16 protein-coding genes are annotated in these 18,075 nt (G+C 40.3%); 9 read left to right on the top strand and 7 right to left on the bottom strand.

All coding sequences use genetic code 11. From position 1 onward, the window contains the following. The first annotated feature begins 111 nt into the window (after positions 1-111). Entirely contained in the window at positions 112-1,083 is a 972-nt protein-coding gene (locus HMPREF0013_RS08940) for an NAD(P)H-dependent flavin oxidoreductase (protein WP_016803125.1), read from the top strand. A gap of 39 nt (positions 1,084-1,122) precedes the next feature. On the opposite strand, the gene HMPREF0013_RS08935 is transcribed toward HMPREF0013_RS08940, so the two are convergent. The 6 genes from HMPREF0013_RS08935 to HMPREF0013_RS08910 all read right to left on the bottom strand — a co-directional run bounded on the left by HMPREF0013_RS08935 (position 1,123) and on the right by HMPREF0013_RS08910 (position 7,695). Next, the gene (locus tag HMPREF0013_RS08935) at positions 1,123-2,295 is read right to left on the bottom strand and encodes an MFS transporter (RefSeq protein ID WP_002114354.1); all 1,173 of its coding nucleotides are present in this window, start codon (positions 2,293-2,295) and stop codon (positions 1,123-1,125) included. A gap of 63 nt (positions 2,296-2,358) precedes the next feature. Next, complete coding sequence (locus tag HMPREF0013_RS08930) at positions 2,359-3,201, bottom strand: IclR family transcriptional regulator (RefSeq protein WP_002114460.1); 843 nt, start codon at positions 3,199-3,201, stop codon at positions 2,359-2,361. Positions 3,202-3,310: 109 nt separating this feature from the next. Continuing rightward, positions 3,311-4,516, bottom strand: a complete 1,206-nt coding sequence (locus HMPREF0013_RS08925; RefSeq protein ID WP_002114286.1) for a 3-oxoadipyl-CoA thiolase — start codon at positions 4,514-4,516, stop codon at positions 3,311-3,313. Positions 4,517-4,530: 14 nt separating this feature from the next. Continuing rightward, positions 4,531-6,054 (bottom strand): 3-hydroxyacyl-CoA dehydrogenase, encoded by a 1,524-nt coding sequence (locus tag HMPREF0013_RS08920; RefSeq protein WP_002114553.1) that lies wholly within the window; start codon positions 6,052-6,054, stop codon positions 4,531-4,533. 61 nt (positions 6,055-6,115) lie between these two features. Further along, positions 6,116-6,877 carry an SDR family oxidoreductase gene (locus HMPREF0013_RS08915; protein WP_002114248.1) on the bottom strand — a complete coding sequence of 254 codons (762 nt, stop codon included), beginning with the start codon at positions 6,875-6,877 and terminating at the stop codon, positions 6,116-6,118. Between the two features lie 29 nt (positions 6,878-6,906). Next, a complete protein-coding gene (locus tag HMPREF0013_RS08910) occupies positions 6,907-7,695 on the bottom strand; it encodes an enoyl-CoA hydratase (protein WP_002114434.1) in 789 nt (262 codons plus the stop codon). 311 nt (positions 7,696-8,006) lie between these two features. Here HMPREF0013_RS08910 and HMPREF0013_RS08905 point away from each other — a divergent pair, with 311 nt between their 5' ends. The 6 genes from HMPREF0013_RS08905 to HMPREF0013_RS08880 are packed head-to-tail and all read left to right on the top strand — an operon-like array spanning position 8,007 to position 14,461. After that, complete coding sequence (locus HMPREF0013_RS08905; RefSeq protein ID WP_002114477.1) at positions 8,007-9,161, top strand: acyl-CoA dehydrogenase family protein; 1,155 nt, start codon at positions 8,007-8,009, stop codon at positions 9,159-9,161. Between the two features lie 58 nt (positions 9,162-9,219). Further along, positions 9,220-10,503, top strand: a complete 1,284-nt coding sequence (locus HMPREF0013_RS08900; RefSeq protein WP_019767847.1) for an MFS transporter — start codon at positions 9,220-9,222, stop codon at positions 10,501-10,503. Between the two features lie 47 nt (positions 10,504-10,550). Beyond that, positions 10,551-11,219 (top strand): 3-oxoacid CoA-transferase subunit A, encoded by a 669-nt coding sequence (locus tag HMPREF0013_RS08895; RefSeq protein ID WP_000608696.1) that lies wholly within the window; start codon positions 10,551-10,553, stop codon positions 11,217-11,219. Then, positions 11,219-11,872 carry a 3-oxoacid CoA-transferase subunit B gene (locus HMPREF0013_RS08890; protein WP_002114302.1) on the top strand — a complete coding sequence of 218 codons (654 nt, stop codon included), beginning with the start codon at positions 11,219-11,221 and terminating at the stop codon, positions 11,870-11,872. The genes HMPREF0013_RS08895 and HMPREF0013_RS08890 overlap by 1 nt, the downstream gene beginning before the upstream one ends. Positions 11,873-11,908: 36 nt before the next feature. Then, complete coding sequence (dcaP, locus tag HMPREF0013_RS08885) at positions 11,909-13,225, top strand: outer membrane trimeric porin-like protein DcaP (protein WP_002114514.1); 1,317 nt, start codon at positions 11,909-11,911, stop codon at positions 13,223-13,225. Between the two features lie 18 nt (positions 13,226-13,243). Further along, positions 13,244-14,461, top strand: a complete 1,218-nt coding sequence (locus HMPREF0013_RS08880) for an MFS transporter (RefSeq protein ID WP_002114268.1) — start codon at positions 13,244-13,246, stop codon at positions 14,459-14,461. A gap of 20 nt (positions 14,462-14,481) precedes the next feature. On the opposite strand, the gene HMPREF0013_RS08875 is transcribed toward HMPREF0013_RS08880, so the two are convergent. Further along, on the bottom strand, positions 14,482-14,931 hold the full coding sequence (locus HMPREF0013_RS08875; protein ID WP_079377698.1) for a PaaI family thioesterase: 450 nt from the start codon (positions 14,929-14,931) through the stop codon (positions 14,482-14,484). Between the two features lie 305 nt (positions 14,932-15,236). On the opposite strand from HMPREF0013_RS08875, the gene HMPREF0013_RS08870 reads away from it, so the two are divergent. Beyond that, entirely contained in the window at positions 15,237-17,039 is a 1,803-nt protein-coding gene (locus HMPREF0013_RS08870) for an acyl-CoA dehydrogenase C-terminal domain-containing protein (protein WP_002114260.1), read from the top strand. A gap of 196 nt (positions 17,040-17,235) precedes the next feature. Beyond that, positions 17,236-18,039, top strand: coding sequence for a thioesterase family protein (locus HMPREF0013_RS08865; protein ID WP_002114414.1), 804 nt, complete (start codon positions 17,236-17,238; stop codon positions 18,037-18,039). Positions 18,040-18,075: the final 36 nt, after the last annotated feature.

The following is an 18,075-nucleotide window of genomic DNA, read 5'->3' as shown; positions in this document are numbered from 1 at the left end:
TGAAATTTTACCTTAATTCACTTTAAATGATGACAGAATTTATGCGTTAATAAGTATCTATCTCTACTAAGGAAATAAGAGGCTAGCTATAGAACAGTGAGTGGAAAGAATATGAAGACCAAAATTACAGAACTATTTGAAATCGAGCATCCTATTATTCAAGGTGGTATGCATTATGTTGGTTTTGCAGAGCTTGCTGCTGCAGTTTCTAACGCGGGCGGTTTAGGCATTATCACTGGCCTGACTCAGCGTACGCCTGAAAATCTGGCAAAAGAAATTGCACGTTGCCGAGAAATGACCGACAAGCCTTTTGGGGTAAATTTAACCTTTTTGCCTACGGTAAATACTCCTGATTATCCGGGTTTTGTAGAAGCAATCATTAAAGGCGGAGTAAAGGTTGTAGAAACAGCGGGGCGTAATCCTGAACAAGTCATGCCGTATCTAAAGGCTGCTGGTATTAAAGTAATTCACAAATGTACTTCGGTTCGACATAGCTTAAAAGCTCAGCAAATTGGGTGCGATGCGGTTTCTGTAGATGGTTTCGAGTGTGGTGGGCACCCCGGTGAGGATGACGTGCCCAATATGATTTTATTGCCTTTAGCTGCTGATGCATTAGAAATTCCGTTTGTTGCCTCAGGTGGGATGGCAGATGGACGTTCACTGGCTGCTGCATTAGCGATGGGAGCCGATGGAATTAACATGGGAACGCGTTTTATTGCGACTCAGGAAGCTCCCGTACATGCAAATGTGAAGCAGGCGATTCTGAATGCAACCGAAAGAGATACACGTTTAATTATGCGTGCTTTGCGAAATACAGAACGTGTCATGAATAATGCTGCTGTAGAAAAAATCGTGGCAAAAGAAAAAGCACTTGGCGATAACATTAAATTTGAAGATATTATTGAAGAAGTGGCTGGCGTCTATCCAAAAGTGATGATTGATGGCGATGTAAATGCAGGTGCATGGTCATGTGGGTTAGTGGCAAGCTTGATTCATGATATTCCGACATGCGATGAACTGGTTAACCGAATTGTCAAAGATGCAGAAGATATTATTCGTGGTCGATTATTAGGGCTTTTATAACGAACCATTAGCCTACTTTATATAAGATCAGCACAAGCTTTAATTGTGCTGATTTTTTGCATCATGTACACAATAATAAAGACATAAAACGGCAAAAATTAAACCCAAAATACAGACACCTGTCCATCCGAAGTGTTTCCAAGCATAACTTCCTGCCGTTGTGCCTAAAGCGCCGCCAGCAAAGTAACCCGTCATATAAATCGCGTTAAAACGTGAGCGTAGTTCTTGATTAAGTTTAAATACAATACTTTGGTTGGTGACATGCACAGCAGAAAGAGAAGCGTAGAGAATGAGTAAGGCAATAATATAAAAAGCGAAATGGTAGGGTAAAAGTGAAAAAAGAATCCAACTTAAAATAAGGCCAATGCCGCAATAAATTGAAATTTTATGAATGTAGCCTTGATCAATAAATTTACCTGAAAAATTGGCAACGAACGTCCCTAATACCCCAACAAAACTGAAAAGGCCAATGGTAAAGTCGCTAAAAAAATAGGGTGCTGGAGCCAAAAGCAACGACATGGTGGTAAAGGTTAAACTTACACAAGCAAATGTAAAACCACCAATATAAGTTCTGGTTCTTAACCGCCGATTTTGAATAAAAATCTGTGGTAAAGAGCGAATAGTTTTTGCATAGTTTTCAGATTTGGTTGGTGGAAATAACCCGATATTACGATGCAAAATAATGGCAATGACAAGTAACAGAAAGCCACTGACCAGATAAATAATATTCCATGCAAAAAGTGTAGACATCAGCCCTGAAAGAGAGCGGGCGAGTAAAACCCCCATCATCAGTCCACTGAGTAAAAAACCGACGACTCGGCCGCTTTGTTGGATTGGAACCAGACTTGCAGCAAGTGGTAACAACAGTTGGGCTGCACTAGAAAATAGACCAGTAATGATAGTGCCAAGCAGTAAAAGATAAATATTGTGCGAAAACCCGCTAATAATTAATCCGCTTGAAGCCAATAACATAAAGACAAATAGCAGCTTGCGCTTTTCTAATATGTCACCCAACGGCATTAAAAAGAGTAAGCCACATGCGTAGGTGATTTGGGCTAGAGTTGGCACCCACGCTGTAGTTGTTTCAGTTAAATCTAGGCTTACACTAATTGAATGAATAAGTGGCTGACTAAAATAATTTCCACCTGTACAAATGCCTGCGGCAATTGCCATTAAAATAATGGTTGGGGTATAGAGTGCGTTTTTCATCATGCCTTAGTCATAATGAAAGTGGAACTTTAATCAACACAACCATGACTGTTTTAAGCACGACTGTTAGTGCATTTCATTCAAAGCATCTTGAATATTGTGCACCATGTGGATTAAACGTGGTCCAATTTCACCTTCAAGTTTTTCCGGATTTAAATGAAAACTTGGCGCACCACAGTTAAAAACATAAAGACCGTGTTTCGAGCTGACCAAAGGTACAGCCACTGAGTTCACTTCTTTATGCCACTCACCTAAAGACAAACAATATCCATAATCTTGGTAATCACGGAAAGCTCGTTCTAATGAGCGTTTTATGGCTGGCCAGTTTTCTGGATTTTTTTGTTTCAATGCATCAAGTAGAAAATTGCGCTCACGTTCAGGGGTCGCAGCCAAGCATGCTCGGCCCATAGAACTACTATGAATTGGCAAAGTCGAACCAATTGGACGGCGCATATTTAAGGCTGTTTCAATTTGCACAACATCGATATACACCATATTTAAGCGGTCACGTGTTGCCATCGCCACAGGCGCTTGAACATACTGGCTCATCTCTTCCATATATTGATGAGCAATATTACGAATCGAGATGTTAGATAATGCTGCGTATCCTAAAGATAAGACACCAATATCTAGTGTGTATTTGGTCGAGTTAGACAATTGTTTTAAATAACCTAATGACACAAGGGTATTGGTAATACGTGCAATGGTCGGTTTAGGTAAACCTGTCATTTTTGCTAATTCTTGGTTGCCAAGCACCTGATTATTTGCAGAAAAGCATCTTAAAAGTTCTAAACCGCGTGCTAAAGAAGCAATAAATTGCGGGTTGTTTTCCCGATGTATATGCGAAATAGGATCTAAACGTATCTCATCAAAATTTATTGGTTTTTCAGTTTCCGTGTTTTGAGACATTCGATCCTCAAATATAATTAAAGCAATAGTTTTGCCATTATATTTCGCTCTGCAAAATAAATCCATTCATCACTGCGCTGTTGTGATGAATGGATATCTGGTTCAATGGTTATGAAACATTTTCAATCACCATTGCAAGACCTTGACCTACACCAATACATAGGCTCACCACGGCATATTTCTTTTTACGGCGAATTAACTCGCGAGCTACTGTTAAGCTAAGACGAGCGCCAGATGCACCAAGTGGATGACCAACCGCAATTGCGCCACCATTTGGGTTCACACGCGGGTCATTAAAATCAACATTTAAACCTTTTAAACAAGATAAAACTTGTGAAGCAAAGGCTTCATTAATTTCAATAATATTCATGTCGTCTAAAGTAAGGCCAGCACGAGTAACTGCTTTTTTAATGGCTTCGATCGGACCTGCACCCATAATACGTGGTTCAATACCCGCAGCCGCGGCTGATAAGATTTTTGCCATTGGTTTTAGGCCATATTTTTGACCGGCAGCTTCTGAACCAATCAAAAGTGCTGCTGCTCCATCATTAATACCTGAAGCATTACCAGCTGTAACCACGCCACCTTCAAAGAGTGGTTTTAACTTTGTGAGCGCTTCAACAGTTGAGCTTGGGCGAGGGTGTTCATCTTCAGAAACGAGTTTGGGCGGTAATTTTTTGCCTTGGAAAACCTCAATTGGAGTAATTTCATCAGCAAAGAAACCTTCTTCTTTGGCTTTTTGATATTTGGCTTGTGATTGAGCTGCAAATAAATCAGCTTGCTCACGGCTAATACCAAAATCGGCTGCAACGTTATCGCCTGTTTCAGGCATTGAATGACCGCCGTACTGAGCAATAATTTTTTTATTTGGAAAGCGAGAGCCAATCGTGGTGTCATAAATTTTTGCATCACGGCTATAAGCACTTTCTGCTTTACCCATCACAAAGGGTGCACGTGACATACTTTCTACACCACCTGCAATATACAGTTCTCCTTCACCACAAGTAATGGCACGTGCTGAGTCAATCACAGCGCCTAAACCACTAGCACATAGGCGGTTTACCGTTTGGCCCGGCACAGTGACAGGTAAACCGGCAAGCAATAGAGCATTTCGTGCCACATTACGACTATCTTCACCCGCTTGGTTGGTGTCGCCTAAAATCACATCTTCAATATCAGCACCCGGAACACCAGTTTTTTTTAGTAGTTTTTGAATGACCGTTGCGGCTAAATCATCAGGGCGAATTGAGGCAAGTTCACCTGCATGACGGCCAAATGGACTACGTAAACCATCATAGATATATGCATTTAACATTGAGAAATTCCTTTTCAAGACTCTTGAGTAAAAGTAAGAGGTAAATGAAGTGCGACACGGCGCTGTAACCACGGGCTAGGGCGGTAACGTGGGTCATGCGTAAGTGCTGTTATACGGTTTAGAATGAGTAAGATTTTTTCACTGCCGACTTGATCTCCCCATTCAATTGGGCCAAATGGATAGCCTAAGCCAAGACGTACCGCGGCATTAATATCATCTACCGTGGCAACATTTTGCTGCGCAATATCACAGCCTAAATTAATGACCATTGCTAAAACACGCTGTGCAACAAAGCCAATACTTTCAGCAATCATACTCACCAGATTTCCATCTAAATTGAAAATAGAGTGAGCTGCCTGACGGTATTCAGGTTTGGTAATGAGTGAAGGCATTAAGGTGCGATGCTTTGCAATGCCATAAAGCATGTCTATAGCAACAGCATGTTCAGGGTTAACCCCTAGATGGGTCGCCGCTTGGGTTGTGTCTTCACCGTAACAAGCAAGTAAACATAAGCTATCTGTTTGTGGTTCCGAATTGGTGTCTAGGGCAATATTTTGCTGAGTTAAATAATCTTCAAGCAGTTTTTTATCATCTAAGAAATCTGCCGCAATCCAAACTTTTGGATATTGTGCTAAACGCTCTACAAACTTGGCAGGTTGTTCACCTGTTTTTGAACCGGTTTCATAGTTATAAAAACCTTGATTGACTTTACGTCCAAGTTGTTTGGCATCTAGCATTTGTTTGGTGAGCGGGTTTGGTTTGTAGCGGGCTTCTTCATAATATTGATGATAAATCGATTCCATGACTGGATGCGAAACATCAAGGCCAGTTAAATCGAGTAATTCAAAAGGACCCATTCTAAATCCTACACCGTCACGTAAAATTCGATCAATTTCACTAATATCACAGACGTTTTCATTTAAAATTTTGAGCGCTTCGGTGCCATAAGCTCGACCAGCGTGATTAATAATAAATCCAGGGGTGTCCTTCGCTACAACAGGGCGGTGACCAAATGCACGAGACAGATCGTTTAAAGCATCAATAATAAGTGGGTCTGTTTTTAAACCACGAATGACTTCAACCACTTTCATGAGTGGAACTGGGTTAAAAAAGTGATAACCCACAACACGCTCAGGCTTCTTGCAATTTGCCGCAATGGCTGTAATAGAAAGAGAAGAGGTGTTTGAGGCTAAAATAGTATTATCCGAAACAATGTCTTCAAGCTGCTGCATCAAGCTTTGTTTGATATCGAGACGTTCAACAATTGCTTCTACAATGAGGTCGCAATTTTTTAAATCTTCAATTTGATGAGCAACAATTAAATGGTTGTTTGCCACTACTGCTTGCTCAGATGTAATCTTATTTTTATCGACTAATTTTTGAAATGTAGCAGCCAGTTTTTCTTTAGCCTGTTCTGCGGCGCCTTCTTTGGCATCATATAAATAAGTGGTATGACCTGACTGCGCAGCAATTTGAGCAATACCACTGCCCATGACACCTACACCAATCACAGCCATGCTTTTAATATCATAAGTCATGTCGATCATCCTGATGATTAATCTATATTTGAAATTAAACGGAAAAATAGGGTTGGGTGATTTAGCTTAAGCATTGTTTATCACCATCAATGGGTAAGATTTGTCCTGAAATTGAGCGACCACTGTCTGACGCTAAAAATAGGCATAAATCTGCAATATGTTTTGGATTGACAAAATATTTGAGTGACTGATTTTTCAGTGCATTTTGAGTCACTTCTTCAAGTGAGGTATGCGCTACATCGGCACGGGCCTGTAATACACGTTGAACTCGATCACCATCGACTGCACCCGGAAGAATAGCGTTAACTCGAATATTATCTGCACCGAGTTCCATAGAAAGCGTTTTGGTAAAACCAATCAGTCCCCATTTTGAAGTAGAATAGGCCAATCGATATGGATAGCCTAAGCGTCCGGCAATAGATGACATATTTATAATCACGCCTGCCTGTGCTTGCTTTAAATAGGGAATGGCTAACTGGGTAATTAAAAAAGTGCTATTCAGGTTTAAATTAATGACCGTATTCCAATCTTCAAAACTTAGCTCATCTGCTGCAACGGTTGGGCCGGAGATGCCTGTGTTATTGACTAAAATATCAATACCGCCAAGTTTCTGAATGGCTTGACTAAACATCAGTTTAATTTGCTCATGATCAGCCAAATCACACGTATATATATGTAGCTTTGGATAATCTTGTTGAAATTGTTCTAGGCTTTTAGCATTAATATCGCAAACAAAAACTTCATCCTGATTGTTTAAAAAGACTTCAGCAATGCATCGTCCAATCCCTGAACCACCTGCACTAATCAATACTTTTCTGGCCATTTTCATTCCTTTGTTATTATGGTTTTAAATTATTTACCTTGATACGACGGCTTACGCTTTTCGATAAAAGCTTGAACACCTTCATTTTTATCTTCGGTCGAAAACAGTAACTGGAATGCTTTTCGTTCTAGCGTTAAGCCTGCATTTAATGGAACGTCTTCGCTCATTAGTGCAACTTCTTTAATTTGTTGCAGGGCAATAGGAGGCATTTTGGCGAGGCTTTGTGCCATTTGAATCGCAGTTGGAATGGTTTGGTCATCTTCTGTGACTTGTGAAACAAGACCGATGATATAAGCTTCTTCGGCTTTTACCATGGCACCCGTCATAATCATGCGCATGGCATGGAATTTACCCACAGCACGGAATAAACGTTGTGTACCACCAGCACCCGGCATTAAACCAACTTTAATTTCCGGCTGGCCAAAGGTTGCGCCTTTACCTGCAATAATAATGTCAGCATGCATTGCAAGTTCACAGCCACCCCCTAATGCATAACCATTTACAGCAGCAATGACTGGTTTAGGACACTGAGCAATCGCATTCCAATAACGTTCGGTATGGCGCAATAACATTTCTGTTGAAGTCGCGGTTGCCATTTCTTTTAAATCTGCACCTGCGGCAAAGACTTCTTCACCACCTGTGAGCACAACCGCATTGATCTCATCATTAAAACTTAATTCGGTAAAAGCTTGTGCTAGTTGTTTGCGAACCTCTGTATTCAGTGCATTTTTTGCTTCAAGTCGGTTTATTTTTACAATCGCTATTTTTTGAATAGAAAAGTCGACTTCTACGAAATTATTCCCTGTTGATACACTCATTTTTGAATTCCTTGTTTCGCACATCAAAACTATATTCCTTTTATGATGCTTATTTTGGAATTTATTTCAAGTCTTATTTAGTCTGTTCTAATGATTATGATCTATGAAATAAGCTAAGCGTTTGATATTACGTAATGGCGTATTTTTAAATTTCGTTTAACGAAATTAATTTTCAAAAAAGCTTGAAATTTATATTTTTGTTCTCGTACTATGAAACACATCCGCAGTAAACAAGATTTAAAACATGGTATCCAGACAAGCTGGAGATGGCTGATGGGTGCGATGGAAATACATAAAAAGGGAGATCACAGATGATCCGTGATGAAGGGATGTTGGAGCAGTTACTTTCAACAATTCGAGATTTTGTAAAAAATGAATTGATCCCTCGTGAAAACGAAGTGGTAAAGAAAGACAAAATTCCAGATGACATTGTGCAGCAAATGCGTGAGCTTGGTTTGTTCGGCCTCACAATTCCTGAAGAATATGGTGGCTTAGGTATCACCATGGAAGAAGAAGTCAGAGTTGCATTTGAACTTGGACAAACTTCACCGGCTTTTCGTTCTTTAATTGGTACTAATAACGGTATTGGCTCAAGTGCAATTTTGATTGATGGCACAGAAGAGCAAAAGCAAAAATATTTACCTCGTTACGCAAGTGGCGAAATTATTGGTTCATTTTGTTTAACCGAGCCTGAATCTGGCTCTGACGCTGCCTCTTTAAAAACCAGTGCAATGAAAGATGGCGACTTTTATGTGTTAAACGGCACCAAACGTTTTATTACCAATGCACCTCATGCTGCAACTTTTACCGTAATGGCTCGAACCAATCCTGAAATTAAAGGGTCAGGTGGCATTTCAGCTTTTTTAGTTGAGGCCAATACACCAGGTATTACGTTGGGCAAAATTGACCAAAAAATGGGCCAAAAGGGTTCACACACTTGTGATGTGATTTTTGAAAATTGCCGTGTACCTGCTTCTGCATTGATTGGTGGCGTAGAAGGTGTTGGTTTTAAAACGGCCATGAAAGTGCTTGATAAAGGGCGTTTGCACATTGGTGCCTATAGCGTGGGTGTTGCCGAACGCATGTTAAACGACGCATTGCACTATGCGATTGAGCGTAAACAGTTTGGTCAACCTATTGCGAACTTCCAGTTGATTCAAGCGATGCTTGCCGACTCAAAAGCCGAGATTTATGCAGCTAAATGTATGGTTTTAGATGCAGCTCGCCGCCGTGACAATGGCGAAAATATTAGTACAGAAGCATCTTGCGCCAAAATGTTTGCAACTGAAATGTGCGGACGCGTTGCTGACCGCTGCGTACAGATTCACGGTGGTGCAGGCTATATCAGTGAATATGCCATTGAGCGTTTTTATCGCGATGTTCGTTTGTTCCGTCTCTATGAAGGAACCACACAAGTTCAACAAATTATTATTGCCAAAAACATGATTAGGGAAGCTACGGCCTAATAAAAAATCAAATGCCATGAGGCATTGGATGCCTCATGTTCCTTCTGAGGATATGGACATGACAACAGAAACAGTTACCCAAAATACGGCTAGCAGTGAAGCTATCCAAACACCAAAAAAGATTTGGATTACCGCATTTATATTCGCTTTTTTAACATTGTTGTGTGATGGGGCAGACTTAGGTTTTTTGGCATTGAGCCTGACCAGTCTTAAAACAGAATTTCATTTGACGGGTGTACAAGCTGGAACGCTAGGCAGCTTAACGCTTTTCGGTTCCGCTGTGGGTGGTCTGATTGGCGGCTGGGCGTGTGACCGTTTTGGGCGAGTTCGCATTATTGTGTTCTTTATTGCTTATTCTTCAGTTTTAACCAGTGCGCTGGGTTTTACTGATTCTTATATGCAATTTGCAGTTTTAAGAACATTTGGAGCGATGGGCTTAGGCGCACTTTATATTGCCTGTAATATTTTAATGTCTGAAATGGTGCCAACCAAACATCGCTCGACCGTTTTGGCTACTCTCATGACGGGGTACACCTTAGGTTCTTTACTCGCGACCTTACTAGCTGGACATATTATTCCTGAACATGGTTGGCGTTTCCTTTACTGGATTGCAATTGCGCCTGTGGTGTTGTCAGTTTTAATGCACTTTTGTGTCCCTGAACCTGAGTCTTGGAAAAAAGCGCGTCAATTAAAAGCATTAGAAGTTGCTCAAAGTAACCAACCTAAAAAACGTCAAAATCCATATTTTGAGATTTTAAGAGATAAAAAACATGGCACCATGTTTGTTCTCTGGATTATTAGTACGGGTGCATTGCAGTTTGGTTATTACGGCGTAAGTAACTGGTTACCTGCTTATTTAGAGTCTGATCTTGGCATCAAGTTTAAAGAAATGGCCATGTATATGGTCGGTACTTTCCTGATTATGATGTTTGCCAAAGTAATCGCAGGGATCGTTGCCGACAAATTAGGACGCCGCGCTGTATTCGCTTTTGGAACCATTGGCACAGCCTTATTTATTCCAGTGATTGTCTATTTAAATACACCAACCAATATTTTATGGATGATGCTGTTCTTCGGTTTCCTTTACGGTATTCCATACGCAATTAATGCCACCTATATGACAGAAAGTTTCCCGACTTCAATTCGAGGTTCGGCAGTGGGTGGTGCTTATAACATTGGCAAAGTACTTTCAATTTTCTCTCCATTAACAATTGGTTTTCTATCGCAAAACGGTTCTATTGGCTTAGGGCTCTTGGTGATGGCTGCGGCTTATTTTATCTGCGGTGTAATCCCATTGTTATTTATTAAAGACCGACTATTTAACCCGCAAAAGGCAGAGTGACAGATCAATCTGTCACCTTAAATTAAGGATGAAAAGGGACAAGTGAGATGATAAATAAAATCACCAGTGACATTGAACCGATTTTAAAAGCTATTCCTGATGGGGCAACCATCATGACAGGCGGGTTCGGTGTGACGGGGCAACCTGCTGAATTAATTGAAGCCTTAATCGATTTAGGAAAAAAAGAACTTACCATTGTAAATAACAATGCGGCTTCTGGTGACCGTGGCCTAACCAAGCTCATTATTGCTGGCTGTGTAAAAAAAATGATTTGTTCATTTCCGAAATCTGCTGGATCAACCGTTTTTCAAGACTTATATAGAGCGGGAAAAATTGAGTTAGAACTGGTTCCGCAAGGTAATTTGGCTTGTCGTATTCAGGCCGCAGGGGCTGGTTTAGGAGCTATTTTTACGCCGACTGGTTATGGCACTAAGGTTGCCGAGGGTAAAGAGACCCGCACCATTAACGGTAAAAACTATGTGCTTGAATATCCACTTGAAGCTGATTTTGCACTGATTTATGCCGATAAAGCCGATCGCTGGGGCAATTTAACTTACCGCAAAGCGGCCCGCAATTTTGGCCCAATTATGGCAAAAGCCGCCAAGACCACAATTGTTCAAGTGAATGACACCGTAGAGCTAGGAACGCTTGACCCAGAGTGCATTATTACACCGGGAATTTTTGTTCAGCACGTTGTAAAAGTAGGAGATATCTAATGTCAGTTCAAAAGCGTTCTCGTGAAGATATTGCCAAACTCATTGCCAATGATATTCCGGAAGGTTCTTATGTCAATTTAGGAATTGGCTTACCGACCAACGTTGCTAAATTTTTGCCAAAAGACAAAGAAATCTTTTTACATTCGGAAAATGGGGTTTTGGCTTTTGGCCCACCACCACAACCGGGTGAGGAAGATCAAGACTTAGTGAATGCCGGAAAAGAACTTGTCACTTTATTAGATGGTGGATGTTTTATGCATCATGGTGACTCATTTGACATTATGCGTGGCGGCCATCTGGACATTTGTGTGATTGGTGCATTCCAAGTTGCGGTAAATGGAGACTTAGCAAACTGGCATACCGGTAAAGCAGATGATGTACCCGCGGTCGGCGGTGCTATGGATTTGGCAGTCGGCGCGAAAACGATTTATGTCTATATGGAACACGTCACTAAAAAAGGTGAGTCCAAAATTGTAAAAGAACTGAGCTATCCAATGACGGGTGAGCAGTGTGTAAATCGTATTTATACCGATTTATGCATTATTGAACTCAAAGACCAAAAAGCTTATGTCACAGAAATGGTGGAAGGCTTAACTTTTGATGAGCTACAGGCAGTCACAGACTGTGAACTAATCGATGCACGTGTAGCCTAAATACACACGGAAAAACGCTTCTTTAAGGATTAAAAGATGAAAAAATTAATATTAGCTGCAGCTTGCGCTGCGGCTTCAGGGACTATTTTTGCAAATTCTTCAGATACCACAGAACAAAGAATTAATTTGCTAGAAACCGAGCTGCAAAAATTAAAGGCAGAACTTGCTGCTCAGAAACAAACTCAAAATAATTTACAAGTCAAACAGGTAAAGATTGAAGAGAACATCGAAAAAACTAAAGCGACTGTAACAGAGAAGCCTGTTGCTCCTTCGTGGGTGACTTGGACAGATAATGTGAAGGTTTACGGTATTGCCCGTATTGATGCAGCGGTTGATTTTAAATCATCACCAGACTCGGGCGGTAGAACGACCAGCAGTCTGTACCGAACACCTTTTGAAAGTGAAAAACGTTCAAATCATGCACGTTCCGATGCCATGATTAATGCAAGCCGATTAGGTGTTTATTTTAATAGCCCAAATAAAGTGGTTACAGGGAATATTGAAGCCGATTTCTTTGATAGCTCTAACATGGGAACGGGGGATGGTAAATTCCGTATTCGTCATGCATTTTTTACCTATAAAGACTGGACTTTTGGTCAAACATGGTCACTCATGTCTAATATGGAAACCCGTACAGAATCTGTGGATTACACGCAATTTGTGGGAACCTCTTATACGCGTACCCCTCAAATCCGTTATGACTGGAAAATTGATGCCAATAATGATTTGAAAGTAGCTTTGGAATATACAGGTTCGAGAGTCTCGGCTTTTCCAACTTTAACGGGTCGCTATACTTTTAAACAAGGCCCTTTAACGGCACTTGCTCAAGCCTTTATTAATGAAAAGTCTACAGATGTCGCAACTGCCACGGTGAAGAAAGTAAGCTGGGGTGCAGGAGGCGGCTTAAAATATCAACTCACGCCACAACAATCAGTACAAGCAAATTATCAATATATTGTTGGCGATCAAAAATTTATGCCGTATACCACCCAAAGCGGGTTGGCAAATTCAGCAAGTTTAAATGCCGCGGGTGATTTCTCTTTAAACGAAGACAAAACAGATTTGGTTATGAATAAGTTGAATAGCATCAATATTGGTTATTCATATAAATTCAATGAGCAATGGCGTGCAAACTTATCGGCTTCAATGTTTGATTATGATGACGACACGGCTTATGCCAAACTCAACCCAGATGCCAACAAACGCTTAACGGACTACGCAGCTAACGTTTTCTATTCACCGATGGAGCAAATGGATATTGGTATGGAATATCATCAAGGCAAACGAGAAGTGTTTGATGGCAGAACCGCTGATGTATCACGCGTAAACTTTGTATCGATGTATAAATTTTAAAATAGGGCGTAGTTAAAAATGGAAAAAATAGTTGAGCCCAATGCAGAAAATATACTGTCAAAAAGCTTTATTTTTATCATGGCAATGACATGTGGAATTTGTGCGGGTTCAAACTATTATAACCAGCCCTTAATCTATTCCATTGCAGAAGCATTAAAAGTCAATGCCGATCAAGTCGCCTTAACTATTGTGATTAGCCAACTGTCATATGCAGTTGGCCTTTTTATATTGGTTCCTTTAGGCGACTTTTTTGAAAAACGCAGTTATATTTGCTTACTCATGTGTTGTACGGGCCTTGCACAAGTAGGGTTATCTTTAAGTCAAACCTTGCCAGTTTTATATGGCTTTACCTTTTTAGCTACATTCTTTTCTATTGCGACTCAAGTTTTAGTTCCTTTTGCCGCAGGTTTAGCCAGCCCGAAAAAAAGTCCACAAGTCGTAGGCACTCTCATGAGTGGTTTGTTCTTGGGAATATTATTGGCGCGCTCTATTGCAGGTTTACTTTCTACAGTTTGGTCTTGGCATGCGGTTTATTTAATTAGTGGAATTGTCATTTTGGTGTTTGCTTGGGTGATGTGGGTGAAATTGCCAGTTGCGCGTAAGTCTCACCAACTCAATATTTTACAGATTTATGGTTCACTATTTTCATTAGCAGCTCACCAGCCGCATTTATTACGCCGTGGTTTTGCTGGTGGAATTGGCTTTGGAATTTTGGCTCTGATTTTTACCACTATGACTTTTATTTTGGCGAATGAGCCTTATCATTTTAACGATTTCCAGATTGGTTTATTTGGGATTGTTGGACTGGCTGGTGTATTTGCGACACCTTGGGCAGGTAAGAAAATTGCGGCAGGGCTTGAAAATAAAATTGCAGTGATTTGTATGGGGTTATTAATAAGTGCATGGATACCACTATTTTTTGCCCAGCAGTCTCTGTTTGCCTATGCTATTGGTGTGATTATGGCGTACTTTGGTTTGTCGGCATTTCATGTACTCAACCAAAATCTGGTCTACCGAATCTCGGCCGAGGCCCGTTCTCGTATTAATTCAATTTATATGACCTTATATTTTGGCGGAGCCGCCTTAGGTTCTTTTATTGCGGTGTATGCTTGGAAACACTGGGGATGGGAAGCATGTGCAGCCTTAGGGTTAGGGTTGGCAATGGTGAGTTTTATGATTGATCGCTTAGATTTTTATGAAATGAATAAGATTGCAAAGCAAGAAAAAGCTCCATAAATAGGAGCTTTAAAATTTTATTATTTGCGAATAATCATTAAGGTTGCTGAAGCAAAAGCATACACTTTGCCGTTCTCATCTACGATTTTACCTTCGGTACTAATAATATTCCGGCCCGCATTAATCAACTCGGCTTTCGCATAGTAAGACGTATCAACCTGCATGGGGCGGATCATTTTTACATTTAAATCAATGGTTCCATAACCAACGCCATGTTCAAGTAATGTATGAGCTGCGCTGCCTGTTGCTGTATCTAAAGCTGTGGCGCAAAAGCCGCCGTGTACACCGCCTTGTATATTTCTATGTTCTTTGCGAGGAGTAACTTTATAAGTTGCTTTACCTTCGGAAACTTCAACGAGTTGCATTGGTATGGTGTGAGCCATAGGTGATGGAGAAACTTCACCATTTTTTAAAGCGGTTAAAAACTCAAGACCTGTGTATTTCGGGCTTTCCATGAATCGTCCTTGGATTATTAAGCAATCTAATTACGATACTATAAATTGATTTTTTACGGAATAAAATTTTGCAATACAAAATATAAATTTATTCTGGTTAAACGAGACTAACTACTTTTTATATTACATTTGTATTTAAAAACATTTGTTTATATTTTATCTCTATGGCTAAGTTAGGTTGATTTTATTAAATTAATGAAAATATATTTTGCTATAAGAAATTTTTTGATATTTTAGTGAGATTGAAACAATAAAAGTCCATTTCAAGGAAAAACGATAACTGCCCATGATATAGGCAGTGAAGTGAAAGGAAAAAAACGATGCCTTTATACAAAGCTCCATTACGTGATATGCAATTTGTACTGCATGAAATGCTTCAAACAGAACAGAACTATCAAGGTTTAAGCAAATATCAGGAAAGCGTAAATCGAGAATTAATTGATCAATACTTAGAGGCAGGAGCAGATTTTTGTGAAAATGAATTAGCGCCTATTAATCAAAATGGCGATCAGGAAGGCTGTCATTTAAATCAAGGCGTAGTCACAACACCGAAAGGTTTTAAAGAAGCCTACCAAAAATATGCCGAGCTTGGGTTTACTTCATTAACCGCCGATCCAGAATATGGTGGGCAAGGTTTACCGACTTTACTGCGGATTGCGATTTCTGAAATGTTATGTGGTTCTAATTGGGCTTGGGCGATGTATCCCGGCTTATCTCATGGCGCGATGAGAACAATTGAGCACCATGGTGCCGAGCAACAAAAACAGAAGTTTTTGACTAAACTCATTAGTGGTGTCTGGACTGGAACCATGTGTTTAACCGAGTCACATGCGGGTTCGGACCTTGGATTAATTAGAACAAAAGCAGAACCAAATCCGGACGGTAGCTACTCCATTACGGGTGAAAAGATTTTTATCTCGGCGGGTGAGCATGATCTTTCAGAAAATATTATTCATATTGTTTTAGCTCGTTTGCCTCAAGCACCCGCAGGGACCAAAGGCATTTCTTTATTTATTGTGCCTAAATTTAATGTGAGTGATGATGGTCAGGTGCTGGACCGTAATAAAGTCGTTTGTAGTGCGATTGAACATAAAATGGGGATTCATGGAAATGCCACCTGTGTACTGAATTTTGATGGTGCCAAAGGTTATTTGATTGGTCCTGAAAATCGCGGGCTCAATTGTATGTTTACCTTTATGAATACCGCACGCATTGGAACGGCAGTACAAGGGCTTGCTGCTTCTGAAATTTCATTTCAAGGCGCATTAAGTTATGCCAAAGAGCGCCTTGCCATGCGTTCGCTATCTGGTCCTCAATATCCTGAGAAAAATGCCGACCCAATTATTGTGCATCCCGCTGTACGTTCGATGTTAATGACGCAAAAAGCGTTTTCTGAAGGCGGCCGTGCACTGGCTTACTTTTTAGCTCAGCATGTCGATATTGTCGAAAGTTCAAACGATCAGGAACAGCAAAAACACTCTGATGAATTACTGGCTTTTTTAACGCCAATTGCCAAAGCTTTTTTAACAGAATCAGGTAATGAGTCTGCCAAGCATGGCGTTCAAGTATTTGGTGGCCACGGCTTCATTGTTGAGCATGGTATGGAGCAAATTGTACGTGATGCGCGTATTTCAACATTGTATGAGGGAACGACCGAAATTCAGTCTTTAGATCTACTTGCACGTAAAGTTCTAAAGTCAGAAGGCAAACTTCTAAAAAATATGACCGATCTAATGGATCAATTTATTGGTCAACAGCAATCTAGTGGAACCCTGAAATCTTATCAAGAAAAATTAGCTGAGCTTAAGCAACAATGGTTGTCATTGACCAAAATGATTGCAGAGAAAGCCAAGCACAACCCAGAGGAAATAGGGGCAGCTTCAGTGGATTATCTTTATTTTTCCAGTTACGTCGTGTTCGCTTATTTGTGGGCTCGAATGGCACAAGTTGCCCATGAAAAATTAGAGGTGGGTACACAAGAACAAGCTTTTTATAAAGCAAAGTTAACGACAGCTAAGTTTTTCTATCAAAAAATTTTACATCGTACACAGAGCCATGCTGCTTCTATTGAGTCTGGAGCTGAATCTGTGATGGAGCTCGATCAAGACGCTTTTGCATTTTAGTGACTAGTAATTTTTATAATCACTGGGTGAAATTGACATGCGAAATTTTACCTAGTGATTAAATTTGTAATTTTAGACTCATCAGTTTTTGGTAGGAAAAACCAGTTGAGCCAAACAAATAGAGGGTTAACATAAGCATTAAAACGTGAATTTTCATCAAATATTGATGTTAGATAAGGACTACGGAAAGAAAATCATGAATGCTTATTATCAATTACTGAATAGAACAATCGGTCCTCAAGGCGAAGTTATTGCTCATTATTGCTCAACTGTCCATGCACAAGGGGCTTGGAACCCTAATGAACAGCACATGGCACCTGCAAGTGGCGTAATCGCAGCAGAGTTAGAGCAATTTTCACCACGACAAGATATGCGAATTGGTCGAATTAGTTTTGATATTTTTGGATTGATTGCATTTGGTGAATTTACGATTAAGACACATGTGATTCGTGCCGGTAAAACCATTGAATTGATTGAAGCTGAAATGCAAGCACAAGGTAAAACCTGCATTGTGGCTAGAGCGTGGCGAATGTGCACTCAAGACAGTTCCGATATTGCTGGACTTGAAGATCAACCAGTTCACCATCCAGATACTTTTACAGAATGGACAGGTATGAAAAGATGGCCGGGTGGCTTTATCCAGACACTTGTCACTAAAACTGATGATCAGCATCGCGCAGGCAAAGGCATTGTTTGGCTCAATAATGATAAAGAAATGGTTGAAGGGCAGCCGACGACAGATTTTGCACATTTGATCGGCATGATAGATACAGCAAACGGGATTGTACCAAGACAAGAAGGCGAATTTACTTGGGGTTTTCCAAATCTTGATTTGCAAGTTCACATGCACCGTTATCCGAAAGGTAAATGGTTAGGTCTGGAAACTGTTCAGCAATATGGCTCAGATGGTATTGGTTTAACCAGTGCGGTTTTACATGATGTGTATGGTCCATTTGGACGCAGTGAGCAGATTTTAACTTTACGTAAAATGGCTAAATAAATTTTAAGTCAATAAAAAAGTCATCCCTAAGGATGA

The sequence above is a fragment of the Acinetobacter sp. SH024 genome (genome assembly GCF_000163635.1).
Lineage (GTDB): Bacteria > Pseudomonadota > Gammaproteobacteria > Pseudomonadales > Moraxellaceae > Acinetobacter > Acinetobacter pittii.
This window is presented reverse-complemented; position numbering and strand designations above follow the sequence as displayed.